This window comes from Deltaproteobacteria bacterium (assembly GCA_016210005.1).
GTDB lineage: Bacteria > Desulfobacterota > Binatia > HRBIN30 > JACQVA1 > JACQVA1.
Window position 1 is genome coordinate 1 of sequence record JACQVA010000258.1, and the last position, 15,394, is coordinate 15,394.

A 15,394-nucleotide genomic window follows, 5' to 3' on the forward strand; every position below is an offset into this window, starting at 1 on the left:
CCTCTTCTGGCGCCGCCGACGTGAGCGCATTTCGTGGCTGGAGTCACTGATCCGGATGTGAGCGGGGCCTTCGCCCTCGTAGCAGTCGTCGTTGACCTTGATCTCCCGTCAGCACCAAGCTCAGCGACTTCGACGTGTTCAGGCGCGAGACAATTGTAGCGCTCGAACCGCACTTATGTCGCGAAGCTCCACTCCCGGGGCTCGACGACTTGTGGCCCGCAATTTCGGCAGCCGATGCCCGCTTGCTGAGCAGTACTGCCTGCGGCTCGGGCAGCAGTCACAGTGCGGCCAGCGCCTGATCTGCCGCGCACTCGCGCGCCACGCTGGCACCGCGGTTGCTCCTGTACCCCGTGGCAGCTGCGAGGAGGCGTGATGAACAAGATCGAAGCGATCATCAAGCCGTTCAAGCTCGACGAGGTGAAGGAAGCCCTTACCCGCGAAGGGGTGCGAGGCATGACCATCTCGGAGGTGAAGGGCTTCGGCCGCCAGCGTGGTCACAGCGAGTTGTATCGCGGCGCGGAGTACGTCGTGGATTTCTTGCCGAAGATCAAGATCGAAGTCTTGGTCAGCGAGGAGAACACGGCGCGGGTCGCCGCAATCATCGAAGGCACTGCCCGCACCGGCGGCATCGGCGACGGCAAGATCTTCGTGGTACCGGTCGGCGACGCCATTCGCATTCGTACCGGCGAACGCGGGCCGCACGCGATCTAGAGGCCCGCCGGGGGAATGGCCGCAAGGCCGCAGATCGCCAGCCGTCCGCAAACCGCTGCGGGACGGATTGCGGAAATGCCGGAGGGCGCGGAAGGAGGACATCATGACGAGACAAGTGGAAACCGCTGAAGCGGGAGGACGGAGGAGGCCGCAGGCCACGGTGGCGGCGGCGGTACTTATCGGGCTCGTCGCCGTGGCGCAGTTGGCAGTGGCGGCGAGTGATCCGGGCGGCGCGGCAACCGGCGGGATCGCCGACGTGGGCGCGGTCGCCGCCGGCAGACCGACGCTAGATGAAGTGGCCGCCACCGCCGGCCACAACAAGATCGCCATCAACTTCATCTGGACGCTGTTCGCCGGCTTTCTCGTCATGTTCATGCAGGCCGGGTTCGCGCTCGTGGAGACCGGTTTTACGCGGGCCAAGAACGCCGCCGAGACGATGACGATGAACTTCGTCGTCTACGTCATCGGCATGACCGGCTACTGGGTCTGCGGCTACGCGCTGCAAATGGGCGGCGTCGGGGCGGTGGCGGCGCTCGGGGGCACGGCACCGCTGGATTCCGAGTTCACCATCAGTTTGTTCGGCAAGGATTTCGGCTTGTTCGGTACCAAGGGGTTCTTCTTGAGCGGCGACTCCTATGATGTCGGCGTCTTCGCCCTGTTCCTGTTTCAGATGGTGTTCATGGACACGGCGGCCACCATACCGACAGGCTCGATGGCCGAGCGCTGGAAGTTCGGTAACTTCTGCGTCTTCGCCTTCTTCATGTCGATGTTGGTCTACCCATTGTTCGCCAACTGGGTGTGGGGCGGCGGTTGGCTGGCCACGTTGGGGAAGAACTTCGGACTCGGCCACGGTCACGTCGATTTCGCCGGCAGCTCGGTCGTGCACGCGGTGGGCGGCGCGGCCGCCTTGGCCGGCGCGCTGGTGCTCGGGCCGCGCATCGGCAAGTACACCCGCGACGGCAAGGCGACGGCGATCCCCGGCCACGACCTTCCAATGGCCTTGCTCGGCACCTTCGTCCTGGCCTTCGGCTGGTTCGGCTTCAATGCCGGCAGCACATTGGCCGGCACCGACCTGCGCATCTCGGTGGTAGCGGTGAACACCATGCTGGCTTCGGCCAGCGGCGCGCTGGTGGCGATGGCGTACATGTGGCGGACCACCGGCAAGCCTGACCCCAGCATGACCGCCAACGGGATGCTGGCGGGGTTGGTGGCGATTACCGCTCCGTGTGCGTTTGTCACAAGTGTCAGTGCCTTCGTCATCGGCGGCATAGCCGGCCTGCTGGTGTGTCTGGCGGTGCTGTTCATCGATCAGAGGCTGCGCATCGATGATCCCGTGGGCGCGATCTCCGTCCACGGCGTCAACGGCATCTGGGGCGTGCTGAGCTTGGGGATCTTTGCCGACGGCACCTATGGCGACGGTTGGAACGGCGTGTCGGGGCCGGTGCGCGGCCTGCTGTACGGTGATGCATCGCAACTGGTAGCGCAGGGTATTGGTGCCGTCACCTGCGTCGTGTTTGTCTTCGGCGCCTTCTACGCCTTCTTCAGCGTCTGCGACGCGATCTGGGGCATCCGTGTGAGCGAAGAAACGGAGATCGAGGGTCTCGACTTACCCGAGGTCGGCACCCTGGCTTATCCCGACTTCAACGTCGCCAGCTATGAGCCCGCCGGCTCCATCTTGCGGGCCGTGTAAGCGCGGGTGAGCAGAGAGAGAGTCGGCCACGGTCCCCCCCCTTTAACCGTGGCCGGCTGGCGGGGCCGCCCTGGCGTCGTGTTGCATCACGCGCGGGGTCGCCCCGCCGTCCTTGGGTGGTCTGACACCGCCGGGCTGCCGTCATTCCGCCGATCTTGCGCGGCGCGCCGGCCATCTGGCAAGAAGCTCGGGTGGTGATATAGAGCGGATCACCGAAGGACGGGCGGCCCGCCAGCATGGCCACCGGCAGGGCAGCACCGGCCGATTGCGGCTGAAGGAGGACCCATGGCGTACATCATCACCCGGCTTTGTGTTGACTGTGTCGATACCGCGTGCGTCGCGGTTTGCCCGGTGGATTGTATCTACCTCTACAAAGGCAACGACGCCGCAACCTTTCCGAACCAGCTCTACATTCATCCCGATGAATGCATCGACTGTGGCGCCTGCGAGCCGGAATGCCCCTGGCAGGCCATCTTCGAGGAAGCCGGCGTACCGCCGGTGTTCCACGACGACATCGCGCTGAACTACAAGATCATGGAGAACGCCGGCGACTTCGAGGTGGCCAAGCATGTCGAGAAGCCCAAGCCCTCCGCGGACGAGATCGCCGCTAACAAGAGCAAGTGGGGCTGGGGCGGATAAGCGCCGCCGTGCTCATCGGCCGGCCGGTGTTGCGCCGGTGGCAACCTAATTCGAAAGCGTATCAATTATGGCATCTTCCGAAAGCTGGCGCGGGGTGGACCTGTTCGCCCCAACCGACGAGCATCGACTGCTCGCCCAGACCATGGCCGACTTCGTGGCCAGCGAAGTCGCGCCGCAGGCGGCGGCGTACAACCGCGATGAACGCTTCAACCTCGCGCTCTTTCGCCGTGCCGGTGAACTGGGGCTGCTCGGCCTCACGATACCGCAGCAGTACGGTGGCGCCGGGCTCGATGCCGTGGCGGCCGTCATCGTCCACGAAGCGCTCAGCACCGCCGATCCCGGTTTTTGCCTCGCTTACCTGGCCCACAGCATCCTGTTTGTGAACAACTTCTGCCGCAATGCCGGCGAGGCGCTACGCGCCCGCGTGTTGCCCAAGGTCATCTCCGGCGAATGGATCGGCGGCATGTGCATGACCGAGCCGGAGGCGGGTACCGACGTGCTGGGCATGCGGACGACGGCCCGGCGCCAGGGTGACCACTACGTACTCAACGGCCGCAAGATCTTCATCACCAATGGCGCGCTGGACCAATCGACCCTGGGCGACGTCTTCCTGGTATACGCCAAGACCGGCGAGCGGGCGCTGAGCACTTTCTTGGTGGAAAAGGGATTCGCCGGCTTTACCTTGGGTCAAAAGCTCACCGATAAGCTCGGCGTCCGGGCGTCGATGACCGCGGAGTTGGTGTTCGACAGCTGTATGGTTCCGGTCGCCAACCTGCTCGGCGCCGAAGGCGACAGCACGCGCCACATGATGCGCAATCTCGAAATCGAGCGCCTGACCTTGGCGGCAATGTCGCTGGGGATCGCCCAGCGCTGCCTCGAAGTGATGGTTGACTACGCCAATCAACGCAAGACCTTCGGCGTGCCGATCCGCGAGCACGGCCAGATTCAGCGCCTGATCGCCGATTCCTATGCCGAGTACAAAGCCGCACGTTGCTACGTGTACGATACCGCGCGCCGGCTCGACCTCGATTCGTATGGCAACCGCGTGGATGCCGACGGCGCCAAGCTGTTCGCCGCTCGCATCGGCAAGGAGATCGCCGATCGCGCTATCCAGGTCCTGGGTGGCTATGGCTACATGGGCGAATACGTGGTGGAGCGCCTGTGGCGCGACGCCAAGCTGCTGGAGATCGGCGGCGGCACACTCGAAGCTCACCAGAAAAACATCACCAAAGATCTTTGCCGAGCCCCGGAGTTGATCCGCCGCTGACGGGGCTGGCGAACCGGCGCCGCGCCGCCAGCTAGTTCGACAACGAGCGCGGGCGGGGCGTCCAGCGCAAAGGGCCCGGCGAGCGCAGATCGGCCAGCACCTGGCGGCGCACCCAATCGGGTTCCAAACCGAGATGGGCGCACACGTTCAGAAAGGAACAAGGCCAGCTGAGGCTATCGCTGAGTAGCCAATTCAGGTCCTCCTGTGCACGACGGCAAGATAAAGGCCGGCGCGCCGCCAGGGCTTCTTTCCGGATACGACAGATCGCGTCCTCCAAGATCGCCATGAACAGCCGCCGCTCCCCGCCGGCGCGCCGCGTCGTGACTGCGTTGATCGGAACCATGGCAAACACCGTAAACCTCCTCCGTGCCGGTCACTCACGGCCCGTTGCAGCCACTCGGTACCGCAATCGGCCGGCCCGCAGTATCCGCAAATCACCTGAGACGAGCTGGGTGGTATGCCTTACGACCAATATCTTGGGGGCCGCCCCGTTCGTGCGCCGGGTTCTTCAGCGGGCGAAGAGTAGCAGCAGGTTTCCGTCCGGGTCGCGCAGTTCGGCGTGGCGACCACGCTCGCGGTCGATCTTCACATCCAGCGGGATGCCGCGCTGGCGCAAGGCCTTGACGGTGCGGTCGAGGTCGTCGGTGTGAAACTCCAGCCGCAGATCACCGCCGCGCGGCCGGCGCGCCGTGCGTTGCAGCGTCAGGTGAGCACCGCCGGCATCAAGGTCGCAAGCCGACGTGGTGGCCGCGCACACCGACAGGCCCAATCCGTCGCGATAGAACGCCAGCGCCGCCTCCAGGTCGTGCACACCAATCGTGAGACGGACGAGCGCTAGCGCCGGCGGCTGGGTGGCGGGCGCTGGCTTCTGCGACAGGCTCAGCGCCAGTGCCGCTACGCCGGCGGGGTCGGGTGCCAGCCGATCGAGCAACTCACGCAAGCGTCGCACGGCCGGCGCCAGCGGTTCGATGGCCTCGGCGACCGGGCCGCCGTCGAGCATGGCGGCCAGCCACTCGGCGCGGGTCTCGTCACCCTTCATCGTCGCCTGCGCTTGCCCGGCACGCTTTGACGACAGCGCGATAGATCCGGATTTTGGCCGACTCGGGCGAGCTGTCGTGGAGTGTGGCGATTTCCTCGAACGAGTAGCCGGTGGTGAAGTAGAGCACCAAGGCTTCGGCCGTCGCGGCGTCGACGCGGCCAAGCAGCCGGCGGGCTTCCACACATGCGCGGGCTAGGTCAGCCCGCGCCGCGGCGGTCTCAGCCTCCGGCGGCTGCGGTTGTGGGGCTGCTAACGCGCGCGCCTGGGAGAACAACCAGGCCAGCAACGGCCGCCCGTCCCAGCGATACCGCTGCACCTCGGTCTGGGCCCGGGCGAACACGGCCGCGGCCCAAGCTGTGGCCGCGCCGGCATCGCCGGTGCGCAGCGCACAACAGCGAAACACCGGGTCGTAGTAGAGCTCGACAATGGCGCGAAAGGCGGCGGGGTCTGCCTGCGCCGCGGCGATCAGCCGGCGATCGTCTTCGTGCCGAATCATCTCGGGTCAGTCGCCCCGCGCGGCTACTTGATCGCTTACAAGCGGTGACGGCGTGCCGACACAGGTGAGCCAGAGCTGATGCACGGCACGGGTGGCGCCGACGTGCAGCAGCCGGCGCGCCGACGGCAGCGGTGGAAAATGCCTGGCGCTGACCTCGATGAGGATGACGTAGTCGAATTCCAAGCCTTTCACCTGCTCGATCTCGGTGACTTCGACACCCGGGGCGAAGGTGAAGTTCTGGTGCTCGACTTGGCGCAGCCGCGGCACCTCGCCGTTGAGCAGACCCCGATAGTACATGCCGCTCAGCTCGCGCGCCGGGGTAAGCACCGCCACCGACGCCAGGCGCTCCTTGCCGCACAGCTCCTTGAGCGCATCGGCCAGGAAGGCGACACAGCCGCCGTGGTCGGTGAAACGGAACAGCTCGACCGGGGGGCCCGAGCGCGTTGTCGGCGGCGGCCGGTCGTCTTCGCGCAAGTCGCCCAGCACCGCCATGGCGAAGTCGGCAATCTCACGGGAGCAGCGGTAGCTGATTTCCAGGGTGTTGATCTCGCTGCCCTCCAGACCCAGTTGGCGGAAGAAATCGGGCCAGGAGGTGAAACCGGCGTCCGGCAGCAGATGCTGTTGGGTGTCGCCCGCCAGCGTAATGCTCTGACGCTCATCCAGGCAGCCAAGCAACACTTGCACCTCCAGCGGCGAGAAATCCTGGACCTCGTCGATGGCAATGTGGCGGTAGCGTAGCGGGCGGGTGCCGTGCGCCGGGACGGGGCCAACGCGCAGTTGCCAGGCGCGCAACAGCAGTGCGTCGTCTTCGGCATCCAGTTCAGCCTGCACGCTACGGTCACCCTCCATCCAAGCGCTGAGTTCTTCGTAGCGATCGCGATTCCAGCCAACGGCACGGCGCAGCTCCTCGGCGCGAAACGCCCCCGGTGCTACCTCGGCGAAGACTTCTTCCAGCAAATCGGCCTGGTTCAAGACACTGGCCCAGTCGTCGATCACCTGTGCCGGCGTGGGCGCACCGGCAACGCGGCCGGCGTGCCGTTGTAAGGCCAGCAGCAGGGCGGGGTGAAGCTTCAACCGATGCACCGCCGCGGGAGTATCTTCGCGCGTGCGCCGGGGCAATTGCGGAAACAGCCGCCGCGTTTGCTCCGTGGCCCATTGATGGAAAGCGCGCACCTGCACCTGGCCCACGCCCAGCGCCGGCAGCACGTGGCTGACGTAGTTGCGCAGAGCGGGCGAGAACACCACGACCAGGGTTTGAGCAGAATTGATGGCGGGGTCGTCATACGCCAGGTAGGCGATGCGATGGAGCGCCACCGTGGTCTTGCCCGAGCCCGCGGTGCCGCGCACGACCACGAAGCCGCCCGCTGGCCGCGTGATCAGCGCGAACTGCTGCGGGTCGATCAGGCCGGCGATGTCCGGCAGATGCTTGTCGGCGCGCAGGCGCGGGCCGTGCACATCCCCGCCCAAGCGGCGGCGGCTGCCGGCGCCGGCCCCATGCGCGCGCAGCGCCGCCCCTTCGCCACCGGCCAGACGCGGCGGCTCGACTTGTACTTGCCGCCAGCCGCCGGGCGTCTCGGAATCGCTGTAGAAGATACCTTCCGGAGCGTCGATGCGCTTGAGGCTACGATGGCGAATGGTGACGCTGCGGCGGGCTACCACCTCGCCGCTGAGTTCGCGCCCGTTGATTTCCTCCTCGTACGAGTCGCCCTGCTGGTAGCGGTAAAAGATGCGCGAGATCGGCGCATTGCGCCAATCGACGATGTGCACCCCGCGCTGCAGCCGCGTGGCCTTGCCCAGCAGGATGTCGCGTTCATGCCCGCTTTCGCGCAGGCGGAGGTGAGCGAAGTACGGGCTGTCATGGCTGACTTGGGGTGCTTGCCGCGCCGCGCGCAGTTGATCCAACAGGGCTAGTTGGCGATTCCATTGCTGCGTCAGTGCCGGCTGATCTTCGGTCTTCTCGCCCCCGTGCATCATCTCCCGCAGGCGCTCGAGGTCCTCCACCACCGAAGCTTCCGACGGCGCGCTGGCGATCGGCGACTCGTGGAGCAGGCTGGTCACCTGCTCCAGCAACCGCAGCTCATCGACGACAATTGGATGGGTCACGCGGCCGAATCTTAACCCGTTCGGCTGCGCTGGTACAGCCGGATAGGCCCGCCCAGGCCTGCCCCGTAGCCCGAAACCTGGAGGGCCTCGTGCGTCCTCGGCACTGAGCCCGAGAGACGATCGAGGCTGGCGTTACGCGAACTTGGTGAGCTAACCGCGCCAGGCGCTCGCGGACCTGGGACTTGCCGGGCGAGTGCGGCTCGACAGCTAATCGCCGTCACCGCTGGCTGACTCGTCGTCGCCGCCGTCGCCGGACTCCATCTCGTCCACCACGGAGTCTAAATCCTCGCCGCCGAACTCGTCGCCCATCTCTTTGCCCATCTTGCGCATCCAGCGGGCGACGCTCTTGGGGTCGTTCTCGTCAATGCCGCCGAGCTTGCTCGGATCGGCCATCGACTCCAGGCGGGCGTCTTCCGACTTGGGCAGGGCGAAGCGTGACAACAGACGCCGGGCACTGGTGCTGCCGCAGCCGCTGCACTCGGGCTTGGGGGTTTCGCTGACGCGCAAGGTCAATACGCTGAAGCGCCTGCCGCACTTGCGGCAGCAGTATTCGTAGATCGGCATGGTGCAACTCCGCTGTCTGCAACTAACCTTGATCGAAAAACGCCAAACCCAGAGGCGCAGAGATCACAGAGCATTCCGCCACTCGTCTTCGAGTTCCCGGGCGTGTTGTGTCGGCGCCCTTCTCGGCACCGGTTACCAAATGGCGGGCGGCGGCGCCAGCACCGGCGCTCAATCTTGACAGGGGTGCGGTGGGCTCATAGTGTCCCGCCGCTGCCATGATTGACGACCCGCGTACAGAGCTGGCCGGATTGTTCGCTGCCCCGCTGGAGCGCCGCCGCTTTCTGCGCAGCAGCGCGGCGGGCGTGGCGTTGTTGGGTTTTGGAGCACTGCTGCCGGCGGGTTGCCGCGGGTATCCCAAACCCGCCGGCCGGTTGACCTTCTTCACCGCCAAGGAGTACGCCGTGGTCAACCAGGCGGCCGCGCGGTTGCTGGGCGCCGGCAGCGGCGTCGGCCCGGGAGAAGATCAGATCGATGTAGCCGCGCGCGTCGACCCCTGGGTGGCGACTTGGGACGCCGAGGCGCAAAAGCAGCTGCGCGTCATGCTGCGCGTCTTCGAGCACGGGACCTACCTGTTCGACCTGCAACGCAAGCGCTTCACCTTACTCTCCGACGAAGACAAGGACCGCTATCTCGAAGGCTGGATGCGCAGCACCCTCGGCGCGCGCCGCGTGGCGTTTCGTTCGCTCAAGGCCCTGGCCGCCGCCGGCTTCTACCCGCAGCCCGAGAGCTGGGCGGCGCTGGCCTACGAGGGCCCATGGCTCGGCCGAGTCGCGGCCGCTTCACCGCCCGAACCCGAAGCGGCAGTGCCGCTCGCGGCCGTGCCGCGTCAGCGTTGATGGCGCCCTGTGATTCTCGACACCACCAGCGTTGATCGCGACGTCACCCTGAGCACCGACGTCTGCGTTGTCGGCTCGGGGGCGGGCGGCGCGGTGGCTGCCAAAGAGCTGGCCGGCGCCGGCCGCTCGGTCGTCGTTGTCGAGGCCGGCGGCTATCACACCAGTCGTGACTTCACACAACGTGAAGAGCAGATGTATCCGCGGCTGTACGGTGACGCCGGGGTGCAGGCGACCACCGAATCGACCGCCTGGATCGCGCAGGGACGGGCGCTGGGCGGCTCGACGGTGACCAGCCTCTGCGTCTGCGCGCGGCCGCCGCGGGCAGTGCTCGAACACTGGCGCGATGGGCTGGCGATCCCGGGCGTCGGGCCCGATGACATGGTGCGCTACTACCGCCAAGTCGAAGATGCTCTGCAGGTGAGCCAGCTCAGCCCGGAGCAGGTCAACAAGAACAATCAGCTGCTGCAGGCCGGGGCCGAGCGGCTCGGCTATCACAGCGTGCGCATCGCTCACAACCGCGTCGATTGTCTCGGCTGCGGCTACTGCGCGTTGGGCTGCGCTTACGACCGCAAGACCGATGCGCTGACCACGCATCTGCGCCTGGCCTCACAGCAGGGCGCCATCATCGTGCCCGACTGCCGGGTCGAGGCGATCACGACGGCACACGGCCGAGTCTCCGGCGTCAGCGCGACCTTCGGCCGTACCGCCAGGGTACCGGCAGTGCTGACGGTGCAAGCCAAGGTGGTGGTGTTGGCGGCGGGCGCCATCGGCTCGCCGCACTTGTGGCTGCGCAGTGGGCTGCCCAACACGCAGCGGCAAGTGGGCCGCGCCTTACACCTGCACCCGCAGGTGGTGATGGCCGGCGTCTTCGCCGAAGAGGTGGCCGCGTGGCGGGGAATTCCCCAAAGCATAGTGATCGACGAATTCTTTCAACAGAACGGCGCCGCCGGCGGCGGTTTTCTCATCACACCGCTGGCGGTGCACCCGCTGGCGCTGGCGACACTGCTACCCGGCTTCGGCGCGGCGCACCGGCAGCTACTCGAACTCTACCCCCGCCTGGGCTTGGCGGCGGTGATGCTGCACGATCGCTCGAGTGGCAACGTCGAACTCGACAACAGCGGCGGGGCAACGGTCAATTACCAGCTCAGCGACGAAGACCGCGCCGCGCTGGCGGAGGGCATGCGCCGGCTCGCCGACGTCTATTGTGCCGCCGGGGCCGAACGGGTGATCCTGCCTTTCACTGAGTTGGTCGAAATCACTCGCCGTGGCGACTACCGCCCGATCGACGATCACCCGGTGCGCGCCAACGATCCGCTGTTGCTCTCCTTCCACCCGCAAGGCTCGCTGCGCATGGGCACGGAGCCGCGCCGCTCGGTGGTCAACCAACTGGGCGAAGCGCACGAAATCCGCGGCCTGTTCGTCGCCGACGCCAGCGTCTTTCCCACCGCCATCGGCGTGCCGCCGCAACTCACGGTCGCCGCCTTCGCCTGCCGCACGGCGCAGCACATCGCCAACCATTGGCCGACGGTGAGCAAGAGCTGAATAGAGTAGCCGGTGCCGGTAGCGCGCTACTACTAGCTGCGCGCCACCGAGTGATACCAGCGCGGCCGCGCCAATAACGGGCTGGGCCTCAGAATCCGACGCGGACTTTGCCGGTGGGAGCCTGGCCGGGCGGGTTGAGGCGGTACTCCAACAGCGGCTGGGTGTTGGTGGCGACGTCGCGCGAGAGCCGCGCGGCCACCGGTTCGTCGGGTGCGCCAACGACCAGGCCCGCCGGGGCTGATCGAGCGGCCGCGGTCTCGGTCTTAGGCGCAGCACCACCGGCGGCCTCGGCGCTGTCGGCGGGCGAGAGCAAGCTGCCCTTGACCGCGGCATGTGCACTGCCCAAGCTGTCGCGCCCGCCGGTGCCGACGATGTCGAGGCCTTCGAGGTATTGGCGAAACAGCGCGTCGTCGATGCGCCGGGGTGCCGACGGAAAGCGGCCCTTCTGCACGCGACTGGCCATGCGTGGCCCGATGCGCACGCCGCCACCGACGACGCCGAGTGTGCCCTCGACCTGTACTTCGCCATCGATGCCGACGATATCGGTATGTTCCGCGGTCTGGTCGTAGACCACGACGAACTCGGTACCGCGGACGCCGGCGACGGCGGTGGGAGTTTCAATCTCGTAGCGCGCGCGCGGCGCGCTGTAGTATTCGCTCACCAGCGCCCGCAACTTGCCGAAGGCCAGCCGTAGTGTTGAGCGATACTGCCGCGTAGCCGGATCAAAAGCCTGGCTCTCGATCAACAACTCGGTGCCGGGTCCGACGTCGACCAGCGAGTCATCTTGGAACACGAGTTTGAGTCGGCTGGTGGGGCGGGTGCGCACGCGGTCGCCGGCGAACAGCGCACTGCCCACGACTACAAGCTGCCAATCGCCTCCGCCGGCACGCTGGAGTTCGGCGCCGCCGACTACCGCCGCCACGGTGGCCACTTCCGCCGCCGTGGCGGTACCTTGCGCCGCGCAAGGGTTTGCTCCGGCCACACAAACGGCCATCAGCATCAGCATGGCGACGCAGACTCTGCCTGCGCGTGTCATATGTTTCCCAGCCATCAGTACTGCACCCGTACTCCCGCCGACAAGATGTGGCGGCTGTAATCGAAGTCCGCAATGTTCGAGTTGTTGAGCACGCCGAGGTAGGCCAACGACAGCTGCAAGTGCTCGCTCAGGTCGCGCGAGAACACCACGGTGAACTCGTGCTGATTGTCGTGGCGGCGCAGGCCATCGAACACGACGGTCGGCACCTGGGTGATGGGATCCACCACCACGACCTGGGTGCGTGTATTCGGGAACTGGTAGTCCTCGAGCCGAAAGAGGTAGGAAAGTTGCGCCGTGCCGAGGTCGGCGACCGGGGAACTGACCGCGACCTCGAGTTGGTGGGCCTTGTTCTGAAAATCGTCCCCGCCGCGGGTATCCCTCAACGGATCATCGTAATCGAACTGATAACCGAAGCTCAGCAGGCGATCGGGGGCGCCCAGCAGGCTGTACTGCCGGACCCCGAGCGCGTGATCCATGCTGTCACGATCTGTGTTGTAGGGGTAGCGAAAGAAGTCCCGCCCGCGAAAGGTGTAGTAGACCTGCGTGCTGGCGGCGTCGCCCTCGGGCAGGGTGACCCAGGGGGTGAAGAGGGCTTCCTGGAAGAACGTGCGGTAGTTGAGCGCGTAGAAGTTGTACGTCCCGGCCAAGCCCAGTTGCACCGGCCCTTGGCTGGTGACGCCTTGCAACCGCACGCGGTGGCCCTGGAGGTCGAAGCCGGTGTGTTGCATGTGAATGCTTTGCGAGAGGTCATACGAAGCGCTGACTTGGGCCGCATCGCTGTCGAGCAGGTGATAGCGGCCACCGAGACCCAAGATGCCGCGGCCGTCATCCTGACCGGTATCGGTACTCGAGACGCTCGAGTCAGACGGCGCCAGGATCACGTTGCTATCGAACTCGACGCCGGCGCTGCCATGGAGCGACCAAGGCTTGGCGGCGGCGGCCCGCGGGGTCGGGGGCTTGCGCACTTCCGCCGCCGCGCCCAGGTAGCCCTGGGCCGCGCGCGCGGTCTCGGTATCGGGGCGGCCCTGCGCGGCCTTTTGCAAAGCCGCGCGCCCTTCGGTCTCGTGCCCTTGGCGCAGCAAGGCGAGCCCGGCGTAGTAGTGCGCTTGCGCTCGCAGATCGGGGTCGCGTTCGGCTTCCGCCAGGTAAGCGCGGGCCTTGGCGAAGTCCTCGCGGCGGAAGTGAGTAAGGCCCAAGAAGAAGGCGGCCGCGAAACGGTCCGCGGCGGTGCCGTACGCCTGTTCGAGCCAACGCTGCGCCTCGGGGTACTGGCCGGCATCGAAGTGAGTAATGCCGAGGTCTAGAGCCAGGTGGGTGATTTGTGGGCGCAGTTGCGCCGCCCGTTCCAGGTCGGCGATGGCTAGGTTCGGTTGCCCGCGCCGCGCGGCGGTGAGGCCGCGGTAGTATAGCGCCATTGCGTCGTTGGCGTCCGCCTTCACCGCTTCATCGAACAACTTATAGGCGTCGTCCCAGCGGCCGTTGTGGAAGGGGACCAAGCCTTTGGCGTAGAGCGCCTGTGAGCGCGAATTGGCGCCGGCCGGAACCGCCGCGCCGACCAGGGCAGCGATCACTGCTCCACCTACCAGCCACTGCCGAACCCGCCTGCCTGTCATAGGGTCTCGCGCTCCGCCACCGTTCAGAATGCCACGTTGACAGCGAACTCGCTGGTATTATTGCCGCCATCGGTCTGTGTGGCGGTATACGTGCCGGACGGCTCGCCCACCAACGAGAAGGAGAACTGACCGGTGCCGTCGATCTGGGCCGTGCCGCGGTAGATCTTACCTTCTCCCGCGCCGCTGGCGTCAGCCGGGGTGTCGGTGCGGAAGATATCGACCGCGGCTCCGGGGATACCGGTGCCGGTCAGCAACGTTCCTGCAATCGCCAACGCCGGCGGGCTGACCAGCAATTCCGCACCGTCTTGCCGGTCGATACCCAAGCCGCCGTTATTGCCGATGGAGTTTGCCCGCATCAGCACGGCTACGCTGCCCATACCCGAAACCAAGATGCCGCTGCCGGTGTTGTTCAGGATCGTGTTGGGGGTTCCGGCGGTGAGCCCACCGATGTTGATGTTGAAGGCTCCGGAGATGTTGATGCCATCTAAGGCGTTGCCAACGAGGGTCGCGCTGCCGATGGTGTTGCCCTGGATCGTTACGTTCTCGAGCACGCCACCGCCAAGCACAAAGAGGCCGTGGCCACCATTAGCGACGATCAAATTGCCATCGCCGGCGCCGGCTCCGCCGATGGTCAGGGAACCCTCTAAGGCATAGATACCCGAGCTTAAGTTACCCGAGACCGCGGTTGCCGACGGCAAGGCGCCGATCTTGTTTCCGCGAATGGTGCTCGGGGCCGAGTTGGTGATCACGAATATCCCTTCGCCGCCACCGGCGACAATGACATTGCTATCAATCAGGTGGCCGCCGCCCTGCATGACGATGCCGTTGCCTTGGTTCGGCGCCAGCGATGTACCGTTGAGGGCAACGCCGATGTAGTTGCGCGTGACCGTCGCGCCGGTGGTGCCACTGTCGATCAGCACCGCCGCCTGGCCGGTCGCCGTAATTGCCAGGTGACGGATCGTGACCGCGGTGCCGGAGATCTCGAAGCCGGGATCGGCGGTCGTACCGTTGATGCGAACATCGGGAACTTGGTCGCCGTTGATGTCGCCGTTGATGGTGGTCTGATCGGCGGTCAGAATCGGCAGCGCCGAAGCGAGCTGGATGGTTTGGCCGGCCAGAGCGGCGGCAAAAGTGATCGAGCTGGGTGCGCTGTCGCTGTTAGCCGAAGTGATCCGCGCGCGCAGCGAACCGGCGCCCGAATCGTTCGTGGTGGTGACGATGTAGGCCACCGTGGTTCGCGTCGGTGTCACAGATGGAGACGGGGTGAAGCTCGGAGTCCTAGTGGGGGTGTTGGTCGCCGTTCGCGTCGGCGTCGCAGTCGCGGTCAGGGTCGGAGTAGGTGTTTGGGTCGGGGTATCAGTCGGAGTTGCGCTCGGCGTTGCAGTCGCGGTGGCAGTGGGAGATGCCGTCGGCGTGTCGGTGGGGGTGAGTGTGGCGGTGTCGGTGACGGTCGGGGTGGCAGTGCTGGTTTCGGTCGGGCTCGCAGTCGGGGTGTCGGTCGGCGTCGCCGAGGCGGTTGGGGTGTCGGTCGGCGTAGTCGTCGGCGTCTCGCTGGCTGTAACCGTTGGTGAGCTAGTCTCCGTTGTGGTTGGTGTTTGAGTCGGTGTCGAGGTCTCCGTCTCGGTCGGAGTCTGCGTCGGCGTATCAGTCGGCGGCGCGGTTTCCGTCGGCGTGATCGTCGGCGTATCGGTCGGCGTTGCCGTCGGGGTCTCGGTCTCGGGCGCAGGCGCGGTGGCCGTTTCGGTTGCCGCCGGCGTGTCAGTCGGCGGCGCCGTTTCCGTCGGCGGGAGGGCTGGCGTTTCGGTAACTGTTGGCGTTGCGCTTGGGGACAGCGTTTCGGTTGCGGCGGGGGTAGCCG

At 66.4% G+C, this 15,394-nt stretch carries 14 protein-coding genes; 6 read left to right on the top strand and 8 right to left on the bottom strand.

Annotation, left to right across the window (positions count from 1 at the left end; genetic code table 11):
* The first annotated feature begins 372 nt into the window (after nt 1-372).
* The 4 genes from HY699_24395 (at nt 373) to HY699_24410 (ending at nt 4,307) form a co-directional block, all read left to right on the top strand.
* Nucleotides 373-711, top strand: coding sequence for a P-II family nitrogen regulator (locus HY699_24395; protein MBI4518944.1), 339 nt, complete (start codon nt 373-375; stop codon nt 709-711).
* A 103-nt stretch (nt 712-814) separates the two neighbouring features.
* Entirely contained in the window at nt 815-2,401 is a 1,587-nt protein-coding gene (locus tag HY699_24400) for an ammonium transporter (GenBank protein MBI4518945.1), read from the top strand.
* Nucleotides 2,402-2,686: 285 nt separating this feature from the next.
* Nucleotides 2,687-3,040, top strand: a complete 354-nt coding sequence (locus HY699_24405; protein MBI4518946.1) for a ferredoxin family protein — start codon at nt 2,687-2,689, stop codon at nt 3,038-3,040.
* 67 nt (nt 3,041-3,107) lie between these two features.
* Nucleotides 3,108-4,307 carry an acyl-CoA dehydrogenase family protein gene (locus tag HY699_24410; GenBank protein ID MBI4518947.1) on the top strand — a complete coding sequence of 400 codons (1,200 nt, stop codon included), beginning with the start codon at nt 3,108-3,110 and terminating at the stop codon, nt 4,305-4,307.
* 31 nt (nt 4,308-4,338) lie between these two features.
* On the opposite strand, the gene HY699_24415 is transcribed toward HY699_24410, so the two are convergent.
* The 5 genes from HY699_24415 to HY699_24435 form a co-directional block, all read right to left on the bottom strand.
* A complete protein-coding gene (locus HY699_24415; GenBank protein ID MBI4518948.1) occupies nt 4,339-4,659 on the bottom strand; it encodes a hypothetical protein in 321 nt (106 codons plus the stop codon).
* A gap of 156 nt (nt 4,660-4,815) precedes the next feature.
* A complete protein-coding gene (locus tag HY699_24420; GenBank protein ID MBI4518949.1) occupies nt 4,816-5,346 on the bottom strand; it encodes a VOC family protein in 531 nt (176 codons plus the stop codon).
* Nucleotides 5,336-5,842 (bottom strand): hypothetical protein, encoded by a 507-nt coding sequence (locus HY699_24425; GenBank protein ID MBI4518950.1) that lies wholly within the window; start codon nt 5,840-5,842, stop codon nt 5,336-5,338. The genes HY699_24420 and HY699_24425 overlap by 11 nt, the downstream gene beginning before the upstream one ends.
* Nucleotides 5,843-5,848: 6 nt before the next feature.
* A complete protein-coding gene (locus HY699_24430; protein MBI4518951.1) occupies nt 5,849-7,945 on the bottom strand; it encodes an ATP-binding domain-containing protein in 2,097 nt (698 codons plus the stop codon).
* A 207-nt stretch (nt 7,946-8,152) separates the two neighbouring features.
* Nucleotides 8,153-8,509 (bottom strand): zinc ribbon domain-containing protein, encoded by a 357-nt coding sequence (locus HY699_24435; protein MBI4518952.1) that lies wholly within the window; start codon nt 8,507-8,509, stop codon nt 8,153-8,155.
* Nucleotides 8,510-8,724: 215 nt separating this feature from the next.
* On the opposite strand from HY699_24435, the gene HY699_24440 reads away from it, so the two are divergent.
* Nucleotides 8,725-9,345, top strand: coding sequence for a gluconate 2-dehydrogenase subunit 3 family protein (locus tag HY699_24440; GenBank protein ID MBI4518953.1), 621 nt, complete (start codon nt 8,725-8,727; stop codon nt 9,343-9,345).
* A 9-nt stretch (nt 9,346-9,354) separates the two neighbouring features.
* Nucleotides 9,355-10,887 carry a GMC family oxidoreductase gene (locus tag HY699_24445; protein MBI4518954.1) on the top strand — a complete coding sequence of 511 codons (1,533 nt, stop codon included), beginning with the start codon at nt 9,355-9,357 and terminating at the stop codon, nt 10,885-10,887.
* Between the two features lie 88 nt (nt 10,888-10,975).
* Here the strand turns inward: HY699_24445 and HY699_24450 are convergent, their stop codons facing one another.
* From HY699_24450 to HY699_24460, 3 genes are all read right to left on the bottom strand, one after another.
* Complete coding sequence (locus HY699_24450) at nt 10,976-11,923, bottom strand: FecR domain-containing protein (protein MBI4518955.1); 948 nt, start codon at nt 11,921-11,923, stop codon at nt 10,976-10,978.
* A gap of 14 nt (nt 11,924-11,937) precedes the next feature.
* A complete protein-coding gene (locus HY699_24455) occupies nt 11,938-13,494 on the bottom strand; it encodes a tetratricopeptide repeat protein (GenBank protein ID MBI4518956.1) in 1,557 nt (518 codons plus the stop codon).
* A 65-nt stretch (nt 13,495-13,559) separates the two neighbouring features.
* Nucleotides 13,560-15,394 (bottom strand): right-handed parallel beta-helix repeat-containing protein (locus HY699_24460; GenBank protein MBI4518957.1); only part of this gene is annotated, 1,835 nt, incomplete at its 5' end.

Bases quoted from the DNA above. Each gene is read 5' to 3' on its own strand.
- HY699_24395 (MBI4518944.1), top strand. From the start codon at position 373: ATGAACAAGATCGAAGCGATCATCAAGCCGTTCAAGCTCGACGAGGTG.
- HY699_24450 (MBI4518955.1), bottom strand. From the start codon at position 11,923: ATGACACGCGCAGGCAGAGTCTGCGTCGCCATGCTGATGCTGATGGCC.
- HY699_24400 (MBI4518945.1), top strand. From the start codon at position 815: ATGACGAGACAAGTGGAAACCGCTGAAGCGGGAGGACGGAGGAGGCCG.
- HY699_24410 (MBI4518947.1), top strand. From the start codon at position 3,108: ATGGCATCTTCCGAAAGCTGGCGCGGGGTGGACCTGTTCGCCCCAACC.
- HY699_24405 (MBI4518946.1), top strand. From the start codon at position 2,687: ATGGCGTACATCATCACCCGGCTTTGTGTTGACTGTGTCGATACCGCG.
- HY699_24440 (MBI4518953.1), top strand. From the start codon at position 8,725: ATGATTGACGACCCGCGTACAGAGCTGGCCGGATTGTTCGCTGCCCCG.
- HY699_24420 (MBI4518949.1), bottom strand. From the start codon at position 5,346: ATGAAGGGTGACGAGACCCGCGCCGAGTGGCTGGCCGCCATGCTCGAC.
- HY699_24435 (MBI4518952.1), bottom strand. From the start codon at position 8,509: ATGCCGATCTACGAATACTGCTGCCGCAAGTGCGGCAGGCGCTTCAGC.
- HY699_24425 (MBI4518950.1), bottom strand. From the start codon at position 5,842: ATGATTCGGCACGAAGACGATCGCCGGCTGATCGCCGCGGCGCAGGCA.